Source organism: Streptomyces sp. NTD107, assembly GCF_059510435.1.
This window is the reverse complement of sequence record NZ_JCAJZV010000002.1, coordinates 626,273-651,662: the sequence shown is the minus strand read 5'-3', so window position 1 is coordinate 651,662 and position 25,390 is coordinate 626,273. Positions and strand designations below refer to the sequence as shown.

Genomic DNA, 25,390 nt, shown 5'->3' with positions numbered 1-25,390 from the left:
CCCCCGGCCGGCCAACCGCCGGCGCCTCAGCCGACGACGCTCGCCTGAACCTCGGTCACCGGAACGGTGACCCCCTGCCACTCCGACTCGATGGTGGCCGGCAGCCCCGGCACCTCCAGCGGGGCCCCGTTGTTCTCGAACCGCACCCCGTACACCAGCCGCGCCCGGGCCGGGTAGCCGTCGGAGGCACGCTCATAGGTGGAGGAGCAGGCGTCGGACTTGGTGGTGCTGAACGGACACGACAGCACCCCGCTGCCGTCACCCGGGTCCACCTCCATCCGCTCCGGCTCGGCGATGGCCACCAGCCCGGCCGCCGAACTCCCGGTGAGCGCACCATCGGTGACACCCGAGGCCCACCACCAGGTGTCGATGAAGATGACCGCCTTGCGCGGCGGATTGAACTCCAGGGTGAAGCTGGGGATGTTCAGCTGGCCGTATGCCTGCCAGGCAAGTTCCTCGATGGAGATCTCATCGGGGGTGTACCACATCCAGTTATAACTGCTCTCGCCATCGGCGCTGACACACCACTTGAAGATGTAGACAGCATCAGCGCTGGGCGGCGGCTGCTCCGGGGCCTCCTCCTGTGTCTTGTAGACAGAGGAGGGAATATGCGCCCAGCACATGGTGGTGCCCTCACACCAACGGGTGTTGCCCTGCCCGGCCATTACGGACAGGTCGCAGGACGGAGTGCTGTTGCCTGAGCCCTCCCCACCGCCGCTGCCCGACTCTTCCTGCGAGCCGCCCCCGCAATTGCTGTAGTCGACCTGATTCCCCTTGTTGGTTTCGACAATTTTGCTACAGGCCGGAAGCTTGGCGGAGGCTGATGAACCGGTGAACGGAATCAGCAGGCATGTCATCGCTATGATGGCCAATGCCTTCGCCAGGGCGGACGAAGATGCTTTCAGCATGTGAGAGTCACTCCCTCATAGCTCTCGGGGTGTTCGGAGACGATCCACCCCGCGTCGCGCCGCTCGGCCAGCAGGATCATGGCGTCCGAGCCGCTTTTCTCGACGGTTACGGGCTCTCCCTCTTCGTCGACAAGCAGCCACTCGTCCGTGTTGACGCACGCTTCAACGCTGGCCTGGTCACCATCGATATGTGAAGTGACCGAGCTGATCTGCGGTTCCCCTTCACTGACGAGTCCCAATTCGGCCAACAGGCCGACTCGTTCAACCTGTTCCTGGATCACGACCGTGTCCGCGAGCCCGTCGAACGATGAACCGTCTTGGACCAGCCCATTCTCCAACTGGACCATCGCATCCATATAGCTGAGGAACAACGCCTCAAGCTCCGCCTCGTCGTCCGCCGTTCCCGACGTGCCGTCGTCGGGGACGTCCGCGCTCGGCGTCGGCACGTCGATGGGGTCGTCGCCCCCGCTGTCCGAAGAGCAGCCGGTGGCCAGCATCGCCACCAGTACCGGAACAGCCACCACACTTGCCCGCAACTTCGACATCCCAGTCATCACGTACTCAGGCTAATGGTGGCGGGTTTCCGCCAGAAGCGGCGGCGGAAGGCTGTGACCGATCCGTGGCATGGCGTCGCAGAACGTCCACCGAACCGGCGCCCGGCGGGGATTGACGGTGCTACAAGCGCTTTCTAGGTTGAGGAGTACAGGCCGGAGTCGGCAGGTGGAGAGGACCCCATGAGCAGCAGGCACCGCAGGCCCACCGGACGCCGCAATCTGGCCGCGTTGGGGGCCGGGGTGCTGGCCGCCGGGCTATTGGCGCTGGCCGGGGGGACCACCGTCAGCGCCGAGGAGACCGCCGGGGAGATCACCGAGCGTACGGAGCCGACGCCCGGCCAGGGCCGCTGACCCGGGCGGGGGCAGTCGTTACGGGTGCTTCCCGAGCATTCTTCTCCTTTGTTCTTCTCCTCGTGGCATCGATACGGGGTGGTGTTCACCTGGCACTCTCAGAGTTCCTGCGGCAGCAGCGAAGCCCGGAACAGGAGCAACCCCATGGGGCACGGACACCACCACCCGCACGGTCATGATCACGGCCACGACCACGGTCACGGTCACCATCACCATCACGACCACGATGCCGAGCCCAGACCGCTGCCGGCGGCCATGGACGCGGAGATCCCGGACAGCGAGCTGAGCCCCGACCAGCTCTCCCGGCGGTCGATGCTGCGCCGCGCCGGGCTGCTGGGGGCCGGGATCGCGGGCGCGAGCGTGCTGGGGTCCTCCGCGTTCGAGGCCGCCGCCGCGGCGCCCGGGACGCGCCCCACCGGCAACAACGGCAACGGGAACGGCAACGGCCGGATGCTGTGGCTGGCCGGCGACCACCACATCCACACCCAGTACAGCTCCGACGGCCAGTACCGCGTCGCCGACCAGGTCCGTAACGGCTCCCGCTTCGGCCTGGACTGGATGGTCATCACCGACCACGGCAGCCTCAACCACTCCCGCATCGGCGTGGAGAAGGTCAACCCCGACATCAAGGCCGCCCGCGAGAAGTACCAGGACACTCTGGTCTTCCAGGGCCTGGAGTGGAACATCCCGGCCGCCGAGCACGCCACCGTCTTCGTCCACCCGGGCAAGAACGAGGTCGACGTCCTCAAGCAGTTCGAGACCGGCTACGACGGCGCCGTCAAGAACGCCACCGCCGACACCCCCGCGAACGAGGCGCTGGCCATCTCCGGCCTCAACTTCCTCGCCGAGCAGGTGCAGCGCAAGAAGGTCTCGGACGCGCTCATGCTCGCCAACCACCCCTCCCGCAAGGGCATCGACTCCCCGCACGAGATCCGCGCCTGGCGCGACGCGCAGCCCCGGATCGCGGTCGGCATGGAGGGCGCCCCCGGCCACCAGGCCGCCGGCATCGCCAAGCCCGGCGGTCCCGGTTCCGGCCGTGGCTACTACGACTCCAGCCCGGGCGCCGGTTCCTTCCCCGCCTACCCGGCCGAGAGCTACCGCACCTGGGGCGGCTTCGACTGGATGACCGCCACCGTCGGCGGCCTGTGGGACAGCCTGCTCGCCGAGGGCAAGCCCTGGTGGATCAGCGCCAACTCCGACTCGCACAGCAACTACGCCGACACCTCCGCCCGCCCCTCCGACACCAACTTCGACGCCAACGGCTACCACGGCGACCCGGTCTACTCCGGCGGCCTCAACCTGGACGCCGGCGACTACTGGCCCGGCCAGTACAGCCGCACCCACGTCGGCGCCACCTCCTTCTCGTACGCCGCCGTCATGGACGGCATCCGCAACGGCCGGGTCTGGGTGGACCACGGCGGGCTGATCTCCGGCCTCAACGCCCAGCTGCGCGGCGGCAACCGCACCGCCACCCTCGGCGGCACCCTCCAGGTCAAGCGCGGTACGAGCGTGGAGCTGCGGCTGGAGATCTCGCTGGCCAACGGCGCCAACTGGGCCCAGTTCGTGCCCAAGCTGGCCCGGGTGGACGTCATCCAGGGCGATGTCACCGGCAAGGCGAGTGACCGCGACAGCTTCCGCGCCCCGGGCACGAAGGTCGCCAAGTCCTTCGAGGTCAACAAGTCGACCGGGTCCGTCACCCTCACCTACCAGCTGGGCAAGATCGACCGCCCGGTGTACGTACGGGTGCGCGGCACCGACGGCAACCGCACGCAGGTGGGTCTGCACGGCGCCGCCACCGACCCCAACGGCCCGGCGCTGGACGTCGTCGGCGACGCCGACCCGTGGCGCGACCTGTGGTTCTACTCCAACCCCATCTGGGTGCTCCCTTCTTGAATCCTCCTCTCCCTTAGAGGGAGGGGATTTCTGGCTCACGTGGGCTGTGGACCGGCGGTCCGGCAGCTCTTACACGATCAGCGCCAGCCGGGTGGAGACCAGCCCGGGCCAGCATCACGTGTGCGGAGTTCTTGTCCCTGGGGGACACGGCTCCGCACGCGGTGCAGGCGTAGGTTCGTTCCGAGAGGGGTAGTGCGTGCTTGGTTCTCGCTCCGCACTGTGCGCAGTCCATGGTGGTGTGCGCGGGGTGTACGAGGTGGAGTTCGCGGCCGTGTTTACGGGCCATGTGGATCAAGGCATGCTTGGTGGCGCCGATCGCGGCGTCGGCGGCCTTGCGGGCCATGGTGGTTTTGGCGAGGAACCTCGGGCGGAAGTCCTCGACCGCGATGCGGTCATGGTCGCGGACGACAGCCTTGGCCCACTTCCGGCCGGTGTCCTCGCGCTGCCGCGCCACCTTCTTGTGGACCTTCGCCACCTGCCGCTTTGCTTCCCGGTAGCCTCTCGAACCGGGCTGTCCGTGCCGGGGTTTCCTGCGGGCGATCATCCGCTGGTAGCGGGCCAGCCGCCGCGCGGCCGTCTTGCCGTGCTGGGCGTGCGGGAGGTCGTGGGTGTCGCTGGTGGTGGTCGCGGTGTCGCGCACACCCCAGTCGATGCCGATGTCCCGCCCGGTGTTGGGCAGAGCCTCGGTGGTGGTCACTACGACGAACGAGGCGTACCAGTGGCCCAGGCTGTCCCGGTGGACGCGGACGGAGGACGGCGGCTTGGGCAGATCCCGGGACCACACCACGCGCAGTACGATCCCGCCCGCCAGATGCAGACGCCGGTCCTTGAGACGGAACCCCCGCCGCGTATAGTTCAGCGTCGGATCGGCGGCCCGCTTCCTCTTGTACTTCGGCATCCCCGCCCGTCGCGACTGCGGCAACCGGGCCTTGATGTCCTTCAACGCCTTGGCGCGGGAGGCGGCGAAGTCGCGAATGGCCTGCTGCTGCGGCACCGAACTGCCCGAGCGCAGCCACGCGTTCGCGGTACGCGCCCCGGTCAGCATCCTGTCCAACCGGGCCGGACCGCACTTCTCGCCCTCGGCGTGCGCTCTCCTCGAACGGGCCACGCACTCGTTCCAAATCCACCGGCACCGCGCCCACTCCGCCTCCAGGGCGGTGCGAGCGGTCGACGACACCCGCAGGCGGTAGGTGTACCGGGCGTGCCCGGCATCCCCCGCCTGTCTCGATACCGCCGTCACGACGCCAAACGTACGGCAACTCAACGCACTCGGACAACTACAGTAGTGACAGGATGAAGAGAAGCACATCACCGTCCGACTCCCCACCGAACACCTCACTGCGACGGTCAAACGGGGCCGCAGACCGGCCAACACCTGGATCATCCACCTTCTGGAGACCGCCTTCGCGGGCCACCCGGCGAACGCCGACTCACCCTGACGGAGACTCGACGTTCCCTGCCCCGCTCCGCAGGGGTCCATTTCCTCCCCACCTCGAAGACCGGGGCATCTCCGGAGGTGCCAGATGACCACGCTCCACGTCATCGGCGTCGACGCCGGACCGGAGACGGCCACCCTGCGCGCCGCCGACCATGTGCTGCACCGGCTGGCCGGCTTGCTCCCGCTGCCGGCCGGTGCGTACGCCTGCGTCCACCGGGTGCGTCCGCCGGGGGAGCGGCCGGGCCTCGCCCTGTCGTTCGCGGTGCCCGGGGCCGGCGCGGCGGAGGCGGTCCGGGACCGCCTCCGCGCGGAGCCGGGGGTGCGGATGGACGGTACGGGGGCCGGGCCGGCCGCCGCCGAGCACACGGCGCGGACGGGCGGCCGGGCGGTGTACTTCCCCGGTTCCGGCGAGCTGCCGGAGCGGCTGACGGTCGCCGAACTCCTCGCCGGGACGGCGATCGAGGCGGCCGAGGTGCTGGGCGGCACCCCCGCCGACCCGGACACGGTGCTCATCACCCGCTCGCACGTGCGCCCCGAATGGGTCGCGGGCCGCCTGCTGCTGCGCCTGATGCCGGCGCTCGGCGGCACGTACGTCCCCTTCGAGACCCCGGATCCGCACCCCTGCTGCGGCGCGGACCACGACTGACGGTGCGTTAACGTCGGTTCTTATGACGGCTTTCGATGTGTCCGAGCGCCGGATCTGGGCCGGGCGGGCGGACGCCTATGCGCGGGGGTTCGCCCGGCTGTGTGCCCACCCCGTGCCCTCGCTGCTCGACGCGGCGGGGGCACGGGCGGGAACCCGAATCCTCGATGTGGGGTCCGGCACCGGCACGGTCGCCGTGGCGGCCGGGGCTCGCGGTGCCCGGGTGACCGCCGTGGACGCCGATCCGGGGATGGCGGCCCGTACGGCGCGGGCCGCACCGGCGGCCCGGGTGTGTACCGCCGCGCTGCCGCGACTGCCGTTCGCGAACGGTGTGTTCGATGCGGTGGCCGGCAACTTCGTGCTGAATCACGTCGGCCGGCCCCGCGCCGCCCTGGCCGAGCTGCGCCGGGTGACCCGCCCCGGCGGCCGGATCGCGGTCACCGTCTGGGCCGCTCCGCCCGCGGCCGGACAGACGCTGCTCGGCCGGGCCGTGCGGGCGGCCGGTGTCTCCCGTCCGGACGGGCTGCCCGCCCTGGCACCCGAGGAGGATTTTCCGCGTACGGCGGAGGGGTTCGCCGCGCTGCTCGCCGCGGCCGGGTGGGCGGGTGCCGGCTGCGACACGGTGCGCTGGGAGCACCGGACCACCGTCGAGGAGTGGTGGAGCGGTCCGGTGGGTGGAGTGGCGACCATCGGGCAGATCATCGTCAGCCAGCCGGCCGCCGTTGTCGCCGAGATCAGACGCCATCTCGACGTGCTCGGCGCCGAGTTCGCCGCACCGGACGGCACGCTGCTCCTTCCGCACGCCGCTCTGCTCGCCCACGGCTCGGCCTGAGAGCCCGACCGCGCGGCCCGCCACCCGGCGGGCCGCGCGGTCGGTCAGCCGGCTGCCTGGGGTTCTCTCGTGGGGGTGGTCAGGCTGAAGGCGGTGGTGTAGCCGGCGGTCAGGGCGCGGGCGTTGACCCGGGTCGGGGACAGCAGGCCGTCGGGTGCGCCGCCGCCGGTGTAGACGATGTCGCGGTTCAGGGTGGTCGGGCCGTCGCCGATGTGCTGGGCGTACGGGTCGAGTTCGTACACCTGGGCCACCAGTTCGTCGGGCAGGAACAGCTGGCCGGTGAAGTGGGTGGCCTCCGCCTCGAAGCCGCCGGTGGCCGGTTCCGCCCCCAGGTGCACCCGGACGTGGATGTGCGGGGCGCGGGGCGCGTACCAGCCGGGCACGATGGTGCGGAAGGTGACCCGGCCCTCCGGGTCGGTCACCTGGTAGCCGCGCAGGAACGACTCCGGGTCGGCGCCGCTGCGGTCCTCGCGTTCCGCCCGCACCTCGCCGCCCGGACTGGCGTTCGTGTAGCCCGAGTAGTAGCCCCAGGCGTCGCAGTGCCAGACCTCGACGGCGGCCCCGGACAGCGCCGCGCCGTTGCCGCCGCGCTCCCGCACCGTCAGTTCGAGGGTGAGCGGTACGCCCTGCTTGCCGTCCGTGATGTTCTGGCGGTTCTGGGCGGCGGGCAGGGCGTACGGGCCGTCGGAGCGGTGGGTGGTGAGTTCGTACCGGTGGCCCGCCCTTTCGCCGCTGGCGGCCGAGGCCGGACCGGCCGGCCCGGTCGGCGCGTCCGGCCCGGCCGGTGCGGCGGTCGCGGGGCAGTGGCCGGCCAGTGCCCATCCGGCGGCGCCGGCTCCGCCGATGGCCAGCACGCGACGGCGGCTGAGTCTGTAATCCGTCATGAGGATCAAGCTAGGTTCATCATGGTGGATTGAGCACGGTCCCGGCTGGCCGAACAGATGTCGCCACCGTAATGGCTCACCGGGGACGGGTCACGAGGTGCTGCCGCCCTGGCCGCCCGGTCCGCCCTCCGGCGGCTGCCCGCCGCCCGGGCCGCCGTCCCCGCCGCCGTTCCCGCCGCCGCCCCCGCTGTCGTCCTCGGCGTCCGGGTCGATGCCCATGGTGAGCGTTCCGGTGTACCCGGCCGACACATCGCCCTCCTTGACCGCCGTCATGGTCAGCAGTCCGCCCTGTGCGCCGTTCCCCGGGTAGATGCCGTCCTCGGCGAGCTTCATCGGCCCGTCGCCGGTGTGCCTGCTGTACGGGTCCAGCGCGTACACGCCGGTCAGCAGGTCGTCCTCGAAGAAGAGCTGGCCGGTGTGGTTGACCTTGCCGCCCGCGTAGCTGCCGTCCGCCTGCTGGCCGCCGGTGTGCACCTTGACGTGGATGTGGCAGGCGCGCCCGCTGTACCAGCCCGGCACGATGGTGGTGAACTCCACCAGGCCGTTGTCGTCGGCGATCTGGTAGCCGCGCAGGAAGCTCTCGGAGTCGGCGCCGCTGCCGTCCGCCGATTCGGCCGGGACGTCGCCGCCGGGGGAGTTCTCGGTGTAGCCGGAGTAGTAGCCCCAGGCGTCGCAGTGCCAGATCTCCACGGCCGCGCCGGGCACCGGGTCGCAGTTGTCCGTGGTGTCCTGCACGGTCAGTCGCAGGGTCAGCGGGACGCCCGCCTTGCCGTCGGTGATGTCTTTGCGGACCAGCTGGCCGTCCAGGTAATAGGGGCCCTCCGTCACATTGGAGGTGAGGACGCACTGGGCCGAGGAGCTGGTGTCGCCGGTGCCGCCGGTGGCGGTGCCCGCGCCGGTGTCCGTACCCGTGTCCGTACCGCTGTCGCCGCCCCCGCTGCCGCCGCTTGAGCAGGCGGCCAGGGCGAGTCCTGCCGCGCCGGCCCCGCCGATGGCGAGGATCTTGCGGCGGCTGAGTTCGAATTCGCGTTCCGTCATCATGGCGGAGACGTTAAGGACCGGTTCTGAGAATCCGCTGAGGCGCGGGTAAGAGATTTCTTCGGACGTACGTTCGCCGTGGCGGCTCGGCTCAGCTCATCGGCGGCGGCATGCCCTCGCCCTCGGCCCGCGCCTGGGCCTCCGCGTCCGCCGCCCGGGTGACCGACACCACCAGATGATCGCCGCGCGCGTCCGCCGTGATGGTGTCGCCGCTGTCCACCCGGTCGCCGAGCAGCAGCGTGGCAATCCGGTTGTCCAGCTCGGTCTGGATGGTGCGGCGCAGCGGCCGGGCCCCGTACTCCGGCTGGTGGCCGCGCTCCGCCAGCAGCGCCTTGGCCGCCGGGGTGACATCCAGCCGCATGCCCTGCGCCCGCACCCGGCGCCTGCTGCGCTCAAGCAGCAGGTCCACCACCCGCTCCAGATCGGTCTCCGACAGCTTGTGGAAGATGATCGTCTCGTCGATCCGGTTCAGGAACTCGGGCGGGAAGCCGCGCCGCAGCTGGTCCAGCAGTTCGGTCCTGATCTCCTCCACCTCGCCGCCGTGCGACAGGATGAGATCGGCGCCGAGGTTGCTGGTCATGATCACGACGGTGTTGCGGAAGTTGACGGTACGGCCCTGGCCGTCCGTCAGCCGCCCGTCGTCCAGCACCTGGAGCAGCAGCTGGAACACATCGGGGTGGGCCTTCTCCACCTCGTCGAACAGCAGCACCCGGTACGGCTGCCGGCGCACCTGCTCGGTGAGCTGCCCGGCCTCCTCGTACCCCACATAGCCGGGTGGGGCGCCCACCAGCCGGGAGACGGTGTGCCGCTCCTGGAACTCGCTCATGTCGAACCGCACCAGCCGGCTCTCGTCGCCGAACAGCAGCTCGGCCAGCGCCTTCGCCAGCTCGGTCTTGCCGACCCCGGTCGGCCCGAGGAAGAGGAACGAGCCGACCGGCCGGTCCGGGTCGCCCATCCCGGCGCGGGAGCGGCGTACCGCCTCCGACACCGCCGTGACGGCCTCCTCCTGGCCGACGATCCGCTCGTGCAGGGCGTGTTCCAGGCGCAGCAGCCGGGCCCGTTCGCTCTCGGTCAGCTGGGCGACGGGGATGCCGGTGGCGCGCGAGAGCACCTGGGCGATGTCGTCGGCGGTGACCGTCCGTACCCCCTCGTGGTGGTCGGCGCCCGCCCCGGCGGGCGGGCCCTCCGCCTCGATGGTGGCGAGCTGCTGCTTGATCTCGGCGGCCCGCTCGTAGTCCTCGACCGCGATGGCCTGGTCCTTCTCCCGGTTGAGGGACTCCGTCCGCTCGCGGCGGCGCTGCGCCTCGGGGCCGCCGTGTCCGTCCCGGCCGCCGCTGAGCCGGACCCGGGCGCCGGCCTGGTCCAGCAGGTCGATGGCCTTGTCGGGCAGGAACCGGTCCGAGAGATAGCGGTCGGAGAGTTCGGCGGCTGCGGCCAGCGCCTCGTCGGTGAAGCGCACCTGGTGGTGTGCCTCGTACGCGTCCCGCAGGCCCTCCAGGATCTGTACGGTCTCGGTGACGGTCGGCTCGGGGATGGTGACCGGCTGGAAGCGGCGTTCCAGGGCGGCGTCCTTCTCGACGTGCCGCCGGTACTCGTCCAGTGTGGTGGCGCCGATGACGTGGAGTTCGCCGCGGGCCAGGGCGGGCTTGAGGATGTTGGCGGCGTCCATGCTGCCCTCGCCGCCGGTGCCGGCGCCCACCACGTTGTGCAGCTCGTCGATGAACAGGATGGTGGAGCGCTCGGTGGCCCGTACCTCGTCGATGACGTTCTTGAGCCGCTCCTCGAACTCGCCCCGGTACTTGGACCCGGCGAGCAGGGCGGTCATGTCGAGGGCGACCACCCGGCGGTCGGCGAGGGTGGCGGGCACGTCGCCGGAGACGACGCGCTGGGCGAGGCCCTCGACGATGGCGGTCTTGCCGACGCCGGGCTCGCCGATCAGCACCGGGTTGTTCTTGGTCCGGCGGGAGAGGATCTCGACGGTCTGCTCGATCTCCTCGGCGCGGCCGACCACCGGGTCGAGCTGCCCGGCGCGGGCCTCCTCGGTCAGATCGCGGCTGTACAGGTCCAGGGTGGGGGTGGTGCTCTCCCGTTCGGCGGCGGTCCCGGTGGCTCCCATCCGGGCCGCGCTCTCGGCGGGCCGGCCGGGGCGGGCGGATTCCCGCAGCCGTGCGCTGTCCACCCGGGCGTCGGTGAGCAGGAGGCGGGCGGCGGCCGAGTCCGGGTCATCCAGCAGGGCGCCCAGGATGTGCTCGGGGCCGATGTAGGAGACGCCGGCCGCCCGGGAGCGGGCGTGCGCGGCGATGAGAGTGCGTTTGGCGGCCGGGGTCAGGCCGAGCGGGGCGCCGGCCCGGGTGCCGGGGTGCGGGAGGGTGTCCTCGATGCGTTCGGCGAGCCGGTCGGGGTCGGCCCCGGCGCCGGTGAGCAGCCCCCGGGAGGGTTCGACCTGGGTGGCGGCCCACAGCAGATGCCCGGTGTCCAGGTCCTCGCTGCCGTCCCGGGTGGCCCGCCCGGAGGCGAGCGAGATCAGTTCGCGCGCGGCGTCGGTGAGCAGCCGCCCGATCGGCACCCGCTGGACGGCGGGGGGCGAGGCGAGCGGCGACATGCCGAAGAAGCGGTTGAGCAGATCGGAGAAGGGGTCCGGCGAGGACGGGGAGGACGATCCGAAGGGCATGCTCATGCTCTCCACTACAGCAAGAGCGACCTTGCCCCGCAAACCGGTACGAATCTACCCGGGGGCTACTCCGCCGTGAAGGTGTGCACCGTGCTGCTGCGGTAGGTCTCGCCGGGCCGCAGCACCGTGGACGGGAAGCCGGGCCGGTTCGGCGAGTCGGGGAAGTGCTGGGTCTCCAGGCACACCGCGTCGCCCTGCCGGTAGGCGCGGCCCGAGGTGCCGGTCAGCGAGCCGTCCAGGAAGTTGCCGCTGTAGAACTGCACCCCCGGCTCGGTGGTGGCCAGCTCCATGATCCGGCCCGAGCCCGGGTCGGTGAGCGTCGCCGCGTACGCGGGCTCGGCCGTCGCCCCGGCGTCCAGGACCAGATTGTGGTCGTAGCCCTGGGCGAAGCGCAGCTGCTCGTGCCCGGAGCGCAGCTCCCGGCCGATCGGTGTGCCGGCCGCGTCCCGGAAGTCGAACGGGGTGCCCTCGACCGGGGCCAGCTCGCCGGTGGGGATCAGGGTGGGGCCCACCGGGGTGTAGCGGGAGGCCGCCACGTGCAGCAGGTGACCGGTGGCGCTGCCGCTGCCCTCGCCGCTCAGGTTGAAGTAGGTGTGGCTGGTGAGGTTGACGATCGTGGGGGCGTCGGTGGTCGCCGCGTAGTCGATGCGGAACGCCCCGCCGTCGGTGAGCGTGTAGTCCACCCGTACGTCCAGGGTCCCCGGGTAGCCCTCCTCGCCGTCCGGGCTGGTCCGGCGCAGCGTGAGCCCGGTGCCCTCGGGGCCGTCGAACGGGGTCACCTCCCACAGCCGCCGGTCGAAGCCGGCCGCCCCGCCGTGCAGGCTGTGCGCGCCGCTGTTGACCGGCAGCCGGTACGGGCGCCCGTCCAGCGTGAACCGCCCGCCGTCGATCCGGTTGCCGTACCGGCCGATGAGCGCGCCGAAGTACGGCGAGGCGCCGGCGGCGGCGTACGGCGCGAGGTGGTCGAAGCCCAGCGACACATTGGCGAGCCGCCCCGTGCGGTCGGGGACTTCGAGGGACTGCACGATCCCGCCGTAGCCGAGCACCGCGAGCCGCAGCCCGCCGCGCGCCAGCGTCCATCGGTCGACGCCGGTCCCGTCCGGCAGGGTGCCGAACGGGGTGCGCGCGGGCGGTGCTGCGGCGACGGCCGCGGCTTCGGCTTCGGTGCTGCTCATGTTGCCCTTTGTTCCTTCACGTGGGAGTGCGCTCCATTATGTGCGAGCGCGACGCTTGTTCCACACATCGAAGCCCACGGCGGCCAGCAGCACCAGCCCCTTGATGATCGACTGCCAGTCGGGACCGATCCCCACCAGCTGCATGCCGTTGTTCAGCACACCCAGCACCAGACCGCCGATCACCGCGCCCAGCACCGTGCCGACCCCGCCGCTCATCGACGCGCCGCCGATGAACGCCGCCGCGATCGCCTCCAGTTCGAAGAGCTGGCCGGCGCCCGGGGTGCCCGCGTTGAGCCGCCCGGCGAACACACAGCCCGCCAGCGCCGCCAGCACCCCCATGTTGATGAACACGGCCATGGTGACCCGCTTGTCCTTCACCCCGGACAGCTGGGCCGCCGCCCGGTTGCCGCCCAGCGCGTACACATGGCGGCCCAGGACGGCGTTGCGCATCACGTACCCGAGCACGATCAGCAGCCCGGACAGGATCAGCAGCACCACCGGAACACCCCGGTAGCTGGCCAGCGTCATGGTGAACGCGGCCGTGGCGGCCACGATCGCCAGGCACTTGAGGAGGAACAGATTGCGCGGCAGCACCTCCAGCTCGTACGCCCGCTGCTGCTGCCGCTTGCGCCACTCCTGGAACAGCACCACCGCCACCACGCCCAACCCCAGCAGCAGGGTCAGATTGTGGTAGTTGGTGTACGGGCCGACCTCCGGCAGATAGCCCTGGCTCATGTTCTGGAAGCCGCGCGGGAACGGGCCCCGGGACTGGCCGTCCAGCAGCAGCTGGGTCGCCCCCCGGAACAGCAGCATCCCGGCGAGCGTCACGATGAACGAGGGGATGCCGATGTACGCCACCCAGAAGCCCTGCCAGGCCCCGGCCGCCGCGCCGATCAGCAGCGAGGCGGTGAGCGCGAGCGGCCACGGCACCCCGTGATTGACGATCAGTACCGCCGAGGCCGCTCCGGAGAACGCCGCCACCGAGCCGACCGACAGATCGATATGGCCATTGATGATCACGATCATCATCCCGATGGCCAGGATCAGGATGTAGCCGTTCTGGAGAATGATGTTGGTGACATTGCCCGGCATCAGCAGATCGCCGCCGGTCCAGATCTGGAAGATGATCACCAGCAGCCCGAGGGCGATCAGCATCCCGTACTGGCGCATGTTGGTGCGCACCGAGCGCAGCAACTCGGCGACCAGCACCGCCAGTCCATCGGCCGGGCCGCCGCCCGCGCCGTTCCCGCCGCCGCCGTCCGGTGCGGGTGTGCCCTTGTCGAGCGTGGCCCCGGTCGTGCTCATCGTGCCGCCTCCCCGTCCTGGTCCCCGTCCTTGTCGCCGCTCACGGCACTGACAGCGCTGTCAGTGCCGCCGGTGCCGCCAGCGCCATCAGTGCCGCCAGCGTCGGTGCGCGTCATCAGCCGCATCAGGGCCTCCTGGGACGCCTGTTCCCGCGCCAGCACGCCGGTCAGCCGGCCGGCCGACATGGTGGCGATCCGGTCGCACAGCCCCAGCAGCTCGGACAGTTCGGAGGAGATCAGCACCACCGCCCTGCCCTCGGCGGCCAGTTGGCTGATCACCGCGTAGATCTCCGCCTTGGCACCCACATCGATGCCCCGGGTCGGCTCATCGAGGATCAGCACCTTGGGCGCGGTGTTGATCCACGCGCTGAGCACCACCTTCTGCTGATTGCCGCCGCTGAGGCGCCCCACCTGCTCGAAGACGGTGGGCGTCTTGATGTTCATCGAGGTGCGGAAGCGCTCCGCCACCCGCGTCTCGGCGTGCTCGTCGACGATGCCGCGCCGCGCCATCCCCGGCAGCCCGGCCAGCGAGATGTTGCGGCTGATGGTGTCGATCAGATTGAGCCCGTACGTCTTGCGGTCCTCGGTGACGTACGCCAGGCCGTGCCCGACGGCCTCCGGCACCGTACGGGTGGACACCTCCCGGCCGTCCACGGCGACCGTGCCGCGCTCGTACCGGCCCCAGGAGCGGCCGAACAGGCTCATCGCCAGCTCGGTGCGCCCGGCGCCCATCAGCCCCGCGATGCCCAGGATCTCGCCGTGCCGCACCTCGAAGGAGACCGAGTCGACCGCCTTGCGCCGCTCGTCGGCGGGGTGGCCCACCGTCCAGTCGCGCACCGACAGCGCCACCTGCCCGGCCCGCTCGCCCTCGTAGGGCACCCGCTCGGGGTAGTAGGTGTCCAGCTCGCGGCCCACCATGCCCCGGATGATGCGGTCCTCGGTGAGGCCGCCGGCCACCGGCAGCGTCTCGATGGTGCGGCCGTCGCGCAGGATGGTGACGGAGTCGGCGACCGACAGCACCTCCTTGAGCTTGTGCGAGATGAGGATCGCCGAGATGCCCTGATCGCGCAGTTCCCGGATCAGGTCGAGGAGTTGCCGGGAGTCCTCGTCGTTGAGCGCGGCGGTCGGCTCGTCCAGGATCAGCAGCCGTACCCGCTTGGCCAGCGCCTTGGCGATCTCCACCAGCTGCTGCTTGCCCACGCCGAGGGTGGCGATCCTCGTCTGCGGGCGCTCGCCGGTCAGCCCCACCCGGCGCAGCAGCCGCTCGGTCTCGCGCAGCGTGGTGGACCAGGAGATGAACCCGGCCCGGCCGGTGGTGCGTTCGTTGCCGAGGAAGATGTTCTCGGCGATGGACAGGTGCGGGATGAGCGCCAGTTCCTGATGGATGATCACGATGCCGCGCCGTTCGCTGGCCCGGATGTCCTTGAAGGCGCAGGGCTCGCCCTCGAATTCGATCTCCCCGTCGTATCCGCCGTGCGGATGCACCCCGCTGAGGACCTTCATCAGGGTGGACTTGCCGGCCCCGTTCTCCCCGCAGATCGCGTGGATCTCGCCGGGCCGCACCGACATGCTGACCCCGTCCAGGGCCCGGACCCCGGGGAAGGTCTTGGTGATGCCGCGCATCCGCAGGACGTACTCGGGCCCGGGCCCGGATTCGGATGCCGCCTGTTGTGCACGTGCCATGACGTACGCTCCCGTGCTTCCGTCTGTCTCTGTCTGTCTCCGTCCGCTCAGCCCAGGTCCGACTCTTGGTAGTAGCCCTCGTCGATGAGGATCTGGTAGTTGGTGGCGTCGACGCTCACCGGGTCCAGCAGATAGGCGGGCACGACCTTGACACCGTTGTCATAGCTCTCGGTGTCGTTGACGGGCGCCTCGCCGCCGGTCAGCAGCGCGTCGCTCATCGCCACCGCCTGCCGGGCGAGTTCGCGGGTGTCCTTGTAGACGGTCTGGGTCTGCTCGCCGTCGATGATCGACTTGATCGACGCCAGCTCGGCGTCCTGCCCGGTGATCACCGGGTACGGCTGGCTGCCGGAGCCGTAGCCGACGCTCTTGAGAGCGGACAGGATCCCGATGGAGATGCCGTCGTACGGGGAGAGCACGGCGTCGATGCGTTCGCCGGAGTAGTGCGCGGTCAGCAGGTCGTCCATCCGGCTCTGCGCGAGGCCGCCGTCCCAGCGCTGGGTGGTGATCTGATTGAGGTTGGTCTGCCCGCTGCGGACCACGAGCTGTCCGCTGTCGAGGTAGGGCTGGAGCACGTCCATGGCGCCCTGGAAGAAGTAGCGGGTGTTGTTGTCGTCGGAGGAGCCGGCGAACAGCTCGATGTTGAACGGGCCTTCGGCGCTGCCGTCCGCCAGGCCCAGGGTGTTCACGATGTACTCGCCCTGGAGCCGGCCGACCCGCTCGTTGTCGAAGGAGGCGTAGTACTCGACGTACTCGCTGCCCATCAGCAGCCGGTCGTAGGAGACGACGGGGATTCCGGCGTCGTGCGCCTGCTGGAGCACATTGGTCATCGCGGTGCCGTCGATGGCGGCGATCACCAGCAGATCGACGCGCTGCGAGATCATGTTCTCGATCTGCGAGACCTGGTTCTCCACCCGGTTCTCGCCGTACTGGAGGACGGTCTCGTAGCCGGCCTCCTCGAACTGCCGGACCATGTTGTTGCCGTCCGCCACCCAGCGTTCGGAGGACTTGGTGGGCATGGCGATCCCGATGGTGCCGCCTTCGGCGTCGGGGGCCCGGTCACTGCCGCCGCCCCCGCCGCCACCCCGGTTGGAGTCCTGGCCGCAGGCGGCCAGGAGCAGGGTGAGGGCGAGGGCGGCGCCGGCTGCGGCGGTCGCGCGGGATGCGGCTCGTGCTGGAGACATGACGAGGTCACGTCCTCTCGACTCGGTGGTGCGCGGTGTGGTGTTCCGTGCGGTGCTGCGTGGTGCGAGTCGTGCCGGTGGCGCTGTTCCTGGCGTTGGTCAGTGAGGAAAGATGTGCGGTTGTGGTGGAGCTGGCTGGCTGATTCTCCGTCAGTTGGCCGGAATGGGGAAGCGGTTGAGCGCACCCGGCAGCCGCGAACCGAGCGGCGACATGGTGTCGCTGCCCGCGTCGCCGCCGGAGTCGCCGCTCAGCCGGGCGAGCAGATCCAGGGCGAGCCGGCCGCGCCGTACCCGCTCCCGCGCCGTCTCCAGCGTCAGATCCCGCATGTGCCCGCCGTACGGATAGATGCCGGGCGCCTTGCTGAGCCCGAACTTCAGATAGATGGGCGCACCGCGCCGGATCAGCTCGGCGATCTCATGCATCCGGACATAGCCGCCCAGATCATCGGGTGCCTCCAGATAGAAGTCGAGCGGGACCCGGCTGACCCGGCGGATCTCGGTGAGGTGCTCCAGGGTCAGATCGGAGGGGATGTTGACGGAGTCGCCGCCCAGGCCCTCGTGGACGGACACGGCGGCCGGGTTCACCGGGCCGATCAGCGCGGACACCTTGAAGGTGGTCTCGGCGGGCAGCTCGCCGCGCTCGCGCAGCTGATGCAGCACCCACAGCACCCCCTCGTCGGCCACCAGCAGGCAGCGCACGCCGAGCGCGGCGGCGCGCAGGGCGTCCTCCACGCAGCCGGCCACCGCCGACTGGCCGCGCGCCCGCAGCCCGCCGCCGCCCGAGGCGGTACGGGTGCCGGCGCCGATGTCCCAGGTGCCGCGCGGCCCGGTGAACAGGCACAGCTCGACCCCGGCCCGGTCGGCGGCGTCCACCATCTCGGTGATCTCGGCGTCCGAGAGCATCCACACGCCGCTGCCCTGGCTGATGCGGTGGATCGGCACGCCCAGCTGGGCGGCCTCCTTGAGCACGGTGTGCAGGGCCTCGGGGCCCTCGACGGAGGGGACCTCGGTACGCCAGCGGCCACCGTCGGGGAAGGTGTGCGGGGAGGAGTCGGCGGGGTCGGCGGCCGGGATGGCGTGGCCGAGTGCGGCCAGGGCGGCCTCGCCCGGGCGGCGGGGAATGGCGGCGGCGGACTCAGACACGATGCTCCTGTAGGGGTTCGTTCGATATGTCGTACATTGTTCGGATGCCATGGCAGGCGATCACACTGGCGGTCACCGGGACCTCCCGGGTCACAGGGGCAGCGAGAGCTGGGCGGGGCTCGGGTGGGCTAGGGCGTCAGCAACACCTTGCCCACTTCCGGGTCGCCGCTACCGACCAGTTCGATGGCTTTGCCAAACGATTCCAGCGGCAGCCGGTGGGTGATCAGCGACGCCGGACGCAGCAGCCCGGTGCTGAACGCCCGCACCGCGTAGCTCCAGGCGGCGGGCGTCGCGCCGAACACCGAGCTGACCGTCAGCTGGGACACCGACAGATGGACGGGATCGATGCCCGCCGCGCCGGCCGCCGGCATCCCGGTGAGCACCACCCGCCCGCCGCGCCGCGCCAGCAGCGTGGCGTCCCGGGCGGTGGACGGCGCCCCGGCCGTCTCGATCACGAGGTCATAGCCGCCGTGCCGGTCCGCGGCCCCGGCGGGGGTGGCCGTGGCGGTGGCGCCGAGCGCGGCGGCCCGCTCCAGTGGCCGCTCCCGGGGGTCGATGGCCAGCAGCTCGGCGGGGGAGGAGGCGGCCAGCAGCTGGACGGCGAGCAGCCCCAGCGTCCCGGCGCCCACCACCGCCACCCGCTCCCCGGGCCGCGGCGCCGCCACCAGCAGCGCGGCGGCCACCACGGCGGCCGGCTCAAGCAGCGCGGCGGCGGCCAGGTCGGCGTCGTCCGGCAGCGGATGCAGCAGCTGGGCCGGTACGACCACGGTGTCCGCGAACGCGCCCGGTTGGGTGAAGCCGGTCTCCTCGTACCCGGCCGTGCACAGGCTGGTCTGCCCGGTGCGGCAGCGCTCGCACACCCCGCACGCCCGGAACCCCTCGGCGACCGTCCTCCGCCCGATCAGCGCCGGATCGACCCCGGCCCCCACCGCCTCGACCGTGCCCGACCACTCATGCCCCGGCACGATCGGGTAGCGCACATAGCCGGCGGCGCGCGTCCCCTCGTACACCTCGCGGTCGCTGGCGCAGATCCCGGCGGCGTGCACCGCCACCCGTACCTCGCCCGGCCCCGGCTCGGCCGGCTCCCCGGTCACCAGCCGATGCCGTCCCGGCTCCTCGACGAGCACGGCGCGCGACGTCGTACGCCGGATCATTTCTTGCTGCCCTCCCGCTTCTCCCAGCCCTCGGCCCACAGGTCGAACCGGGCCTGCTGCTGCGGGAACTCGGCGGCGGCGTCCGTGTCCAGCTCCACGCCGAGCCCCGGCGCCTCGGAGAGCGTGAAGTAGCCGTCCACCACCTCGGGCGCGCCCTTGACGACCTTCTTGATCTCGGCGTCCGCGAAGTCGTTGAAGTGTTCGAGGATCTTGAAGTTGGGGGTGCAGCCGGCCAGCTGGAGGCTGGCGGCGGTGAGCACCGAGCCGCCGACGTTGTGCGGGGCGATCAGCACGTAGTGGGTCTCGGCGGTCGCGGCCAGCTTGCGCATCTCGGAGATGCCGCCCAGATGCCCGAGGTCGGGCTGGATGATGTCGGCGGCCTGCGACTCGAACAGCTCACGGAACTCGATCCGGTCGTGGATGCGCTCACCCGTGGCGATCGGCAGGCTGGTCTTGGCGGCGACCTTGGCCAGCGCCTTGAGGTTCTCCGGCGGCACCGGCTCCTCCAGCCAGGCGGGGGAGAACTCCTCCAGGTCCTTCGCCAGCCGGATGGCGGTGGCGGGGGAGAAGCGGCCGTGCATCTCCAGCAGCAGCTCGCGCTCGGGGCCGATCGCGTCCCGTACCGCCTCCACGAGGGAGAGCGAACGGACCGTCTCGGCGTGGTCCAGCTCGAAGTGGCCGGCCCCGAACGGGTCCAGCTTGAGCGCCTGGTAGCCGCGCGCGACGACCGCCTCGGCGGCCTTGTGGAACGCCTCCGGGGTGCGCTCGACGGTGTACCAGCCGTTCGCGTACGCCTTGACCCGGTTGTCGGCGGCGTTCGCCCGGCCGCCCAGCAGCTGCCACACCGGCACGCCGAGTGCCTTGCCCTTGATGTCCCAGCAGGCGGTCTCCACGCAGGCGATCGCCGACATGACGATCTCGCCGGCCCGCCCGTAGTCGCCGTACTTCATCCGGCGGACCAGGTCCTCCACGGCGAACGGGTCGGAGCCCTTGATGTGGTTGACCTCCGCCTCCCGGAGGTAGCCGATGAGGGCGTCGGTACGGCCCAGCATCCGGGTCTCGCCGACGCCGGTCAGCCCCTCATCGGTGTGCACCTGGACGTATGTGAGGTTCCGCCACGGGGTACCGACGACATGCGTACTGATTCCGGTGATGCGCACGGGGACAGCCAACCTCTCGATTGTTCGATATTTCGACTGCTGTTCGAAATGCTGGCGTGAACGTAATGAGAGCGAACCCCCCATGTCAATGGGTTGGCCTAGTTGGTGGTGATCCGTTCATAGGCCAGCTCGGCGAGCGCCGCCTGCCCCTGGGCGTTCGGGTGGAACCAGTCCCACTTGCTCAGATCGTCCGAGGTGAACGGATAGTCGAAGACCGCCCCGCCGTCGTACCGGCACAGCGCGTCCGCAGCGCACACCGACTCCAGCGCCGCGTTGTACTCCTGCACCCGCTCCCGTACCGCGTCGCGCCGCTCCGTCGCCTGCGGCGTGTCGGCCGACGCGTCCCCCAGCATCGACGGGCAGACATCCGCCACCCGCCACACGGTGCGGGCCAGCGCCGAGGTGCTGCCCTCCGCCCACAGCCGCTGGAGATCCGGCACGCTCGACACATAGATCTGGGTGTCCGGCAGCGACTCCCGGATGATCTCCACCGACCGCTCCACATCCGCCCGGAAGTCCTCCGTCGCGGTCATCGACGCCAGATCGGGCGCGCACGCGTCATTGCCGCCCACCATGATCGTCACCAGCTCCGGATCATGCGCGGTGACCGCCCGCGCCTGGGCCGGCAGATCGGACGCCTGCGCCCCCGACTCGGCCAGGTTCCACGACCGCGTACCCACCAGCTCCGGATCCCCGATCAGCTGCTGGGCGAGCGAGGCCACCTCCGGATCGCTGCCCGTCGCCCACGACACCTCCGGGCAGTCGGACAGCACCCCGCACGCGTCGAACGCCCGGGTGATCGAATCCCCGATCGCCGCCACCGACGCCGGGCCGGTGTTCCACGGCGGGGCGGCCGGGGCGCTGTGCTCCTCGGTGGCGTTCACGGACTGCGGATCGGAGCCGGCGGGGGCGGACGTGCACCCCGCCAGCAGCGCCAGCGAGGCGGCGACGGTGAGCGTCGAAGCGAGTATGGGGCGGCTGACCGGCATTCAGTTCCCTGCCCTTGAGTCATGGTGCGCTGGCACTGGGGCGGAGCCCGGTGCCACCGCCGCGCGGTAGCTTGGGTCCAGGCAGCTGGACGGCGAGTGGGATCGGGCCCGTCATCCAGCGTAAAAGACATGACCTCATGTCACACGCTGTCCATTTTGCCGAGAAATGATCTACATGGTGTTTACTGTTCGTGCGCGGTGCGGGGGGTGCGGGCGCTGGTAGGAAAGACCTGGAGGACCCGATGACCACACGAGGAGTCCTGTACGTACACTCGGCGCCGCGCGCGCTGTGTCCGCACATCGAGTGGGCCGTGGCCGGCGTCCTCGGCAGCCGGGTGTCCCTCGACTGGATCAGACAGCCCGCCTCCCCCGGCACCTGGCGCGCCGAACTCTCCTGGCAGGGCGCCACCGGCACCGCCTCCCAGCTCGCCTCCGCCCTGCGCGGCTGGCATCTGCTGCGCTTCGAGGTCACCAGCGACCCCTCCCAGTCGGCGGAGGGCGAACGCTACAGCTGCACCCCCGAGCTGGGCATCTACCACGCCGTGACCGGCGTCCACGGCGACATCATGATCCCCGAGGACCGGCTGCGCGCCGCCACCGCCCGCGCGGCGCGCGGCGAGAGCGACCTGCACGCCGAGATCACCCGGCTGCTGGGCAAGCCGTGGGACGACGAACTCGAACCCTTCCGGTACGCGGGCGAGGGCGCCCCCGTCCGCTGGCTGCACCAGGTGGTGTGAGATGAGCACGGTCACGACCCGGGTCGCGGTCCTCGGCACCGGCATCATGGGCGCGGCGATGGCCCGCAACCTGTGCCGCGCCGGGCTCGACGTCCGGGTATGGAACCGTACCCGCGCCAAGGCCGAACCGCTGGCGGCGGACGGCGCCCGGGTCGCGGAAAATCCGGCCGATGCGGTAGCGGGCGCGGACATCGTGCTGACCATGCTGTACGACGGACCGGCCGCCCTGGACGCGATCCGGGCGGCGGCGCCCGGGGTGACCGAGGGCGCGATCTGGCTCCAGTCCACGACGGTGGGCACCGAAGCGCTGCCGGAGCTGGCGAACTTCTCCCACGAACACGGCCTGACCTTCGTGGACGCCCCTGTGCTCGGCACCAGGGCCCCGGCCGAGGCGGGCGAGCTGACAGTCCTGGTGTCCGGCCCGGAGACCGTACGGGAGCGGATCGCGCCCGCACTGGAAGCGATCGGCGCCCGTACGCTGTGGGTCGGCGAACAGCCCGGGGAGGCCACCCGGCTCAAGCTGGTCTGCAACACCTGGGTGCTGGCCGTCACCCACGGCGCGGCGGAGACCGTGGCCCTGGCCGACGGCCTGGGCGTCAGCGTCGACCACTTCCTGGACGCCATCGCGGGCGGCGCCCTGGACATGGGCTACCTGCGGGCCAAGACCGCCGCCCTGCGCACCCGCTCCCTGACCCCGCCCAACTTCGCCGTGGACACGGCGGAGAAGGACGCCCGGCTGATCGTGGCCGCCGGCGAGGCGGCGGGCGTCCGCCTGGACGCCACGGCGGCCGGCGCCGACCGCTTCCGCCGGGCGGCGGCCCAGGGCCACGGCGGCGAGGACATGGCCGCCTCCTACTACGCGAGCTTCGAGCCGCCCCCGGCTGCCGACCGGGGCTGAGCGGGCGGGACCCGCTCAGGAGTACTTCCGCAGGATCCCGGCCGCCAGCTTCCCGATGTGCTCACGGGCCGCCACCGGGCCGGTCACGGTGACGCTCTCGCCGAACGCCAGCAGCAGCCGGACATCCTCCACGTTCCGGCCGGTCACCGTGATCCGCACCCGCCGCTCCCCGGCGGGCTCCCCGACGGTCAGCCGGCGGCCGAGTACCCGCCTGGCCAGGCCGACGCGCTCCCGGTCGAGTTCGGCGTGGATGGGGAACCCGGCCGGGTTCTCCCAGCGCGCCGTCAGCTCCGCCGCGACCGACTCCAGATCCGCGCCCGCCCGCAGCCGGCGGGCCGCCCGTACCGGCTCCCAGCCGGCCAGCCGCTCCAGCGCGTACAGCCGGGGACGGCCCGCGCGGTCCGCCACCAGATACCACGTACCGGCCTTAGCCAGCAGGCCGTAGGGATCCACCACCCGCCAGGTGGCCTCACCCTCCCCGGACCTGCGGTAATGGATCCGCAGCCGCACCCCGCGCCGCAGGGTGTCCACCAGCGCCCCCGGCGGCAGCCCCTCGGCGTCCTCCCGGAAGAACCACGGCCGGTTGTCGGTGGTGACGAGCGTGGACAGCGGCAGCACACCGGCGGCCGAGGGGCGCAGCCCCACGCGTACCTTCTGGTGCGCGCGCCGGCCGTCGGCCGTGGCCCCCAGCTGCCCGCGCTGCGTGGCGTCGAGGCCGTGCAGCGCCAACTGGTCGCGCTCCTCCGCCGTGAGCCGCGAGGTGTCCAGCGGCCCACCGGGCAGCAGCGTCACCCCGCCCCAGCGACCGCGCTGGATCAGCAGCGGAAAGCCCGCCTCCTGGAACCAGCGCAGATCCCGCAGGACGGTACGGACGGACACCCCGGCCCGGTCCGCCAGCTCGGCCGTCGTGGTGGCCTCCCGGGACTGGAGCGCGAGCAGGAGGGAGAAGAAGCGATCCGGAGTCACGGTATCGAGAATCCCAGAAAACGTGACGGAATCCGTCAGGTATGACCGGCAGGCTGCGGTCGTCCAGCAAGACCGGCCGACTCAAGGAAAGTGCCATGCCTGCCTCGATCACGTTCATCGTGTACGTCAACGACGCGCCCGCCGCCGCCCGCTTCTACGCGGACCTGCTGGAGCTCAAGCCCGGCTTCGAGAGCCCCCACTACATCGCCTTCCGTCTGGGTGACGGGGCGGAACTGGCCGTGTGGAGCGGGGAGCAGTCCGAAGGACTGGACCCGTCCGTGCGGCGCACCAGCGAGGTCTGCGTGACCCTGCCCGGCGGGTCCGGGGAGATCGACCGCCGCTACCGGCAGTGGGTGGCCAAGGGCGTGCGAGTGGTCAGCGAGCCGCGTGACGCCGTCTTCGGACGTACCTTCGTCGTCGAGGACCCGGACGGCAACCTGATCCGGGTCGCCCCCGTCGACTGATCACCCTCAGGGGGCCGTGGGCCGTACCGATTGGTACAGGCCCATGGCCACCTGCACGCCGCCGATGGCCATCAGCACCACGCCCAGCTTGGTGGGCGTGATCACCGGGATCTCGACCCCACCGGCGAACAGCCACAGCAGCAGCCCGACGGCGAAGGTCGCCCCTCCCTCCACGACATGCCTGGACGCCCGGCTCATATCCTGATCACTCCCTTGACCTGGTCTTTCCTGACACCAGCCAGCGTAGGAACACCTCCGGTCACGATCGTCGGCCCACCGGATGAACCCCGACTGCATCCTTCGACGGACATCCGGGGACCGTCCGACCCGGCGGAGTTCTTCCACCCGCTACGGCGACCGCCCGGCGAACACTAGCCAGAACGCCCCGACGACACCCGCCACAGCCAGCACACTCAGGCCCGCCACGACGATCCGAAGCCCTAACTCCCCGATGGAGGGCGGCTGCACGGGCGGCGGCGCGGGCGGCGCGTCGTGATCGTGCGTACCGACGTACCGCACGAGCCAGCCGGTGCACTTCTCGCAGGAGTAGAACGGCGCGTGCCGCGCCCCGTGGATCACCGGCCCCAGCCAGATGACCGGCACTCCGCTCTTCCGGCACATGAGACACAGCCCGCTCTCCCACCACCCGCTGAGCACCCCGGTCCTGGCGAACAGCAGCGGCTCCTCGGGCACCTTCACCGCACGCGCCGCAGGGGTGAGCAGAGGCGCGTCACCTCGATGGTGAGGAACTTGCCGAGCACGTAGGAGTTGCCGTCCTCGAAGATGAGTTTCTTGCGGGACGGCAGGATCTCCCGCAACTCCCGGATTCGGTGCGGGACACCACCCACCGAGATGACATCCCCGATCCGGACGTCGCCGCCGTTCACGACGATGGTGCGGATCAGCGGTTCGAACATGACCCCTCCTGGAGAGTGAAGATGAGACTCTTGCCGTTCGCGGTCCGCTCGGTCCGCCAGTGCGAGGCGAGCAGCTCCAGCAGTTCGAGACCCCGGCCGCATTCGTCCTGCGCGCCGGCCTGTCGCCGCACGGGCACGGCCCGGCACCGGTCATGCACCTCGACCTGCACGGAGCCGCCGAGCGGCGAGTGACACAGCACGTCGAACGAGTCGCCGGCGGCGTGCAGGACGGCATTCGTCGCCAGCTCCGAAATCAGCAACTCGACCGCGAACCGATCCACTCTGGGGAACGGCGCGTACGCCTCCACCGCTATCCGCCGGGCCTGCGCGACGGACGCGGCGACGCAGGGATAACGCCCTACTGCCAGCACAAACCCGCGTTCGAACATGCCTGGTTCCTTCCGGCC

Annotated in this window: 26 protein-coding genes; 7 read left to right on the top strand and 19 right to left on the bottom strand. The window is 71.2% G+C overall.

Annotation, left to right across the window (positions count from 1 at the left end):
- Positions 1 to 26: 26 nt before the first annotated feature.
- Positions 27 to 908, bottom strand: a complete 882-nt coding sequence (locus tag AC5WRL_RS06840; protein WP_496087396.1) for a hypothetical protein — start codon at positions 906 to 908, stop codon at positions 27 to 29.
- Complete coding sequence (locus tag AC5WRL_RS06835) at positions 902 to 1,465, bottom strand: hypothetical protein (protein ID WP_496087395.1); 564 nt, start codon at positions 1,463 to 1,465, stop codon at positions 902 to 904. Before AC5WRL_RS06835 ends, AC5WRL_RS06840 begins: the two co-directional genes overlap by 7 nt.
- 177 nt (positions 1,466 to 1,642) lie before the next feature.
- On the opposite strand from AC5WRL_RS06835, the gene AC5WRL_RS06830 reads away from it, so the two are divergent.
- Together AC5WRL_RS06830 and AC5WRL_RS06825 are read left to right on the top strand one after the other, a co-directional pair.
- Complete coding sequence (locus tag AC5WRL_RS06830) at positions 1,643 to 1,813, top strand: hypothetical protein (protein WP_496087394.1); 171 nt, start codon at positions 1,643 to 1,645, stop codon at positions 1,811 to 1,813.
- A 144-nt stretch (positions 1,814 to 1,957) separates the two neighbouring features.
- Positions 1,958 to 3,706 (top strand): PHP domain-containing protein, encoded by a 1,749-nt coding sequence (locus tag AC5WRL_RS06825; protein ID WP_496087393.1) that lies wholly within the window; start codon positions 1,958 to 1,960, stop codon positions 3,704 to 3,706.
- Positions 3,707 to 3,719: 13 nt separating this feature from the next.
- Here AC5WRL_RS06825 and AC5WRL_RS06820 read toward each other — a convergent pair whose 3' ends face one another.
- On the bottom strand, positions 3,720 to 4,946 hold the full coding sequence (locus AC5WRL_RS06820; RefSeq protein WP_496087392.1) for an RNA-guided endonuclease InsQ/TnpB family protein: 1,227 nt from the start codon (positions 4,944 to 4,946) through the stop codon (positions 3,720 to 3,722).
- Between the two features lie 283 nt (positions 4,947 to 5,229).
- On the opposite strand from AC5WRL_RS06820, the gene AC5WRL_RS06815 reads away from it, so the two are divergent.
- Together AC5WRL_RS06815 and AC5WRL_RS06810 are read left to right on the top strand one after the other, a co-directional pair.
- On the top strand, positions 5,230 to 5,790 hold the full coding sequence (locus AC5WRL_RS06815) for a hypothetical protein (RefSeq protein WP_496087391.1): 561 nt from the start codon (positions 5,230 to 5,232) through the stop codon (positions 5,788 to 5,790).
- Between the two features lie 22 nt (positions 5,791 to 5,812).
- Positions 5,813 to 6,619 (top strand): class I SAM-dependent methyltransferase, encoded by an 807-nt coding sequence (locus AC5WRL_RS06810; protein WP_496087390.1) that lies wholly within the window; start codon positions 5,813 to 5,815, stop codon positions 6,617 to 6,619.
- A gap of 44 nt (positions 6,620 to 6,663) precedes the next feature.
- Here AC5WRL_RS06810 and AC5WRL_RS06805 read toward each other — a convergent pair whose 3' ends face one another.
- The 11 genes from AC5WRL_RS06805 to AC5WRL_RS06755 form a co-directional block, all read right to left on the bottom strand.
- Entirely contained in the window at positions 6,664 to 7,503 is an 840-nt protein-coding gene (locus AC5WRL_RS06805) for a dioxygenase family protein (protein WP_496087389.1), read from the bottom strand.
- 90 nt (positions 7,504 to 7,593) lie between these two features.
- A complete protein-coding gene (locus tag AC5WRL_RS06800) occupies positions 7,594 to 8,544 on the bottom strand; it encodes an intradiol ring-cleavage dioxygenase (protein WP_496087388.1) in 951 nt (316 codons plus the stop codon).
- Between the two features lie 88 nt (positions 8,545 to 8,632).
- Entirely contained in the window at positions 8,633 to 11,218 is a 2,586-nt protein-coding gene (locus AC5WRL_RS06795) for an ATP-dependent Clp protease ATP-binding subunit (RefSeq protein ID WP_496087387.1), read from the bottom strand.
- 59 nt (positions 11,219 to 11,277) lie between these two features.
- Entirely contained in the window at positions 11,278 to 12,387 is a 1,110-nt protein-coding gene (locus AC5WRL_RS06790) for an aldose epimerase family protein (protein ID WP_496087386.1), read from the bottom strand.
- A gap of 36 nt (positions 12,388 to 12,423) precedes the next feature.
- Positions 12,424 to 13,692, bottom strand: a complete 1,269-nt coding sequence (gene mmsB, locus AC5WRL_RS06785) for a multiple monosaccharide ABC transporter permease (protein WP_496087385.1) — start codon at positions 13,690 to 13,692, stop codon at positions 12,424 to 12,426.
- The gene (locus tag AC5WRL_RS06780) at positions 13,689 to 15,374 is read right to left on the bottom strand and encodes an ATP-binding cassette domain-containing protein (RefSeq protein WP_496087384.1); all 1,686 of its coding nucleotides are present in this window, start codon (positions 15,372 to 15,374) and stop codon (positions 13,689 to 13,691) included. Before AC5WRL_RS06780 ends, mmsB begins: the two co-directional genes overlap by 4 nt.
- 47 nt (positions 15,375 to 15,421) lie before the next feature.
- Positions 15,422 to 16,555: a multiple monosaccharide ABC transporter substrate-binding protein gene (gene chvE, locus AC5WRL_RS06775; RefSeq protein ID WP_496087383.1), complete on the bottom strand. Its 1,134-nt coding sequence runs from the start codon at positions 16,553 to 16,555 to the stop codon at positions 15,422 to 15,424.
- Between the two features lie 150 nt (positions 16,556 to 16,705).
- Entirely contained in the window at positions 16,706 to 17,698 is a 993-nt protein-coding gene (locus AC5WRL_RS06770) for a hypothetical protein (protein ID WP_496087382.1), read from the bottom strand.
- A gap of 128 nt (positions 17,699 to 17,826) precedes the next feature.
- Entirely contained in the window at positions 17,827 to 18,852 is a 1,026-nt protein-coding gene (locus tag AC5WRL_RS06765; RefSeq protein ID WP_496087381.1) for a zinc-dependent alcohol dehydrogenase, read from the bottom strand.
- Positions 18,849 to 20,012 (bottom strand): mandelate racemase/muconate lactonizing enzyme family protein, encoded by a 1,164-nt coding sequence (locus AC5WRL_RS06760; protein ID WP_496087380.1) that lies wholly within the window; start codon positions 20,010 to 20,012, stop codon positions 18,849 to 18,851. Before AC5WRL_RS06760 ends, AC5WRL_RS06765 begins: the two co-directional genes overlap by 4 nt.
- Positions 20,013 to 20,110: 98 nt before the next feature.
- Positions 20,111 to 21,001: an SGNH/GDSL hydrolase family protein gene (locus AC5WRL_RS06755; protein ID WP_496087379.1), complete on the bottom strand. Its 891-nt coding sequence runs from the start codon at positions 20,999 to 21,001 to the stop codon at positions 20,111 to 20,113.
- 242 nt (positions 21,002 to 21,243) lie between these two features.
- Here AC5WRL_RS06755 and AC5WRL_RS06750 point away from each other — a divergent pair, with 242 nt between their 5' ends.
- Together AC5WRL_RS06750 and AC5WRL_RS06745 are read left to right on the top strand one after the other, a co-directional pair.
- A complete protein-coding gene (locus AC5WRL_RS06750) occupies positions 21,244 to 21,738 on the top strand; it encodes a DUF3145 domain-containing protein (protein WP_496087378.1) in 495 nt (164 codons plus the stop codon).
- Position 21,739: 1 nt separating this feature from the next.
- Positions 21,740 to 22,636, top strand: coding sequence for an NAD(P)-dependent oxidoreductase (locus tag AC5WRL_RS06745; RefSeq protein ID WP_496087377.1), 897 nt, complete (start codon positions 21,740 to 21,742; stop codon positions 22,634 to 22,636).
- A 15-nt stretch (positions 22,637 to 22,651) separates the two neighbouring features.
- Here AC5WRL_RS06745 and AC5WRL_RS06740 read toward each other — a convergent pair whose 3' ends face one another.
- On the bottom strand, positions 22,652 to 23,602 hold the full coding sequence (locus tag AC5WRL_RS06740; protein ID WP_496087376.1) for a helix-turn-helix transcriptional regulator: 951 nt from the start codon (positions 23,600 to 23,602) through the stop codon (positions 22,652 to 22,654).
- 95 nt (positions 23,603 to 23,697) lie between these two features.
- Here AC5WRL_RS06740 and AC5WRL_RS06735 point away from each other — a divergent pair, with 95 nt between their 5' ends.
- On the top strand, positions 23,698 to 24,066 hold the full coding sequence (locus AC5WRL_RS06735) for a VOC family protein (RefSeq protein WP_496087375.1): 369 nt from the start codon (positions 23,698 to 23,700) through the stop codon (positions 24,064 to 24,066).
- Positions 24,067 to 24,072: 6 nt separating this feature from the next.
- On the opposite strand, the gene AC5WRL_RS06730 is transcribed toward AC5WRL_RS06735, so the two are convergent.
- From AC5WRL_RS06730 to AC5WRL_RS06715, 4 genes are all read right to left on the bottom strand, one after another.
- Positions 24,073 to 24,264 carry a DUF5708 family protein gene (locus AC5WRL_RS06730; protein ID WP_496087374.1) on the bottom strand — a complete coding sequence of 64 codons (192 nt, stop codon included), beginning with the start codon at positions 24,262 to 24,264 and terminating at the stop codon, positions 24,073 to 24,075.
- Positions 24,265 to 24,414: 150 nt separating this feature from the next.
- Complete coding sequence (locus tag AC5WRL_RS06725) at positions 24,415 to 24,765, bottom strand: hypothetical protein (protein ID WP_496087373.1); 351 nt, start codon at positions 24,763 to 24,765, stop codon at positions 24,415 to 24,417.
- A complete protein-coding gene (locus AC5WRL_RS06720) occupies positions 24,762 to 24,983 on the bottom strand; it encodes a hypothetical protein (RefSeq protein WP_496087372.1) in 222 nt (73 codons plus the stop codon). Before AC5WRL_RS06720 ends, AC5WRL_RS06725 begins: the two co-directional genes overlap by 4 nt.
- Positions 24,968 to 25,372 (bottom strand): ATP-binding protein, encoded by a 405-nt coding sequence (locus AC5WRL_RS06715; RefSeq protein WP_496087371.1) that lies wholly within the window; start codon positions 25,370 to 25,372, stop codon positions 24,968 to 24,970. Before AC5WRL_RS06715 ends, AC5WRL_RS06720 begins: the two co-directional genes overlap by 16 nt.
- Between the last annotated feature and the right edge of the window lie 18 nt (positions 25,373 to 25,390).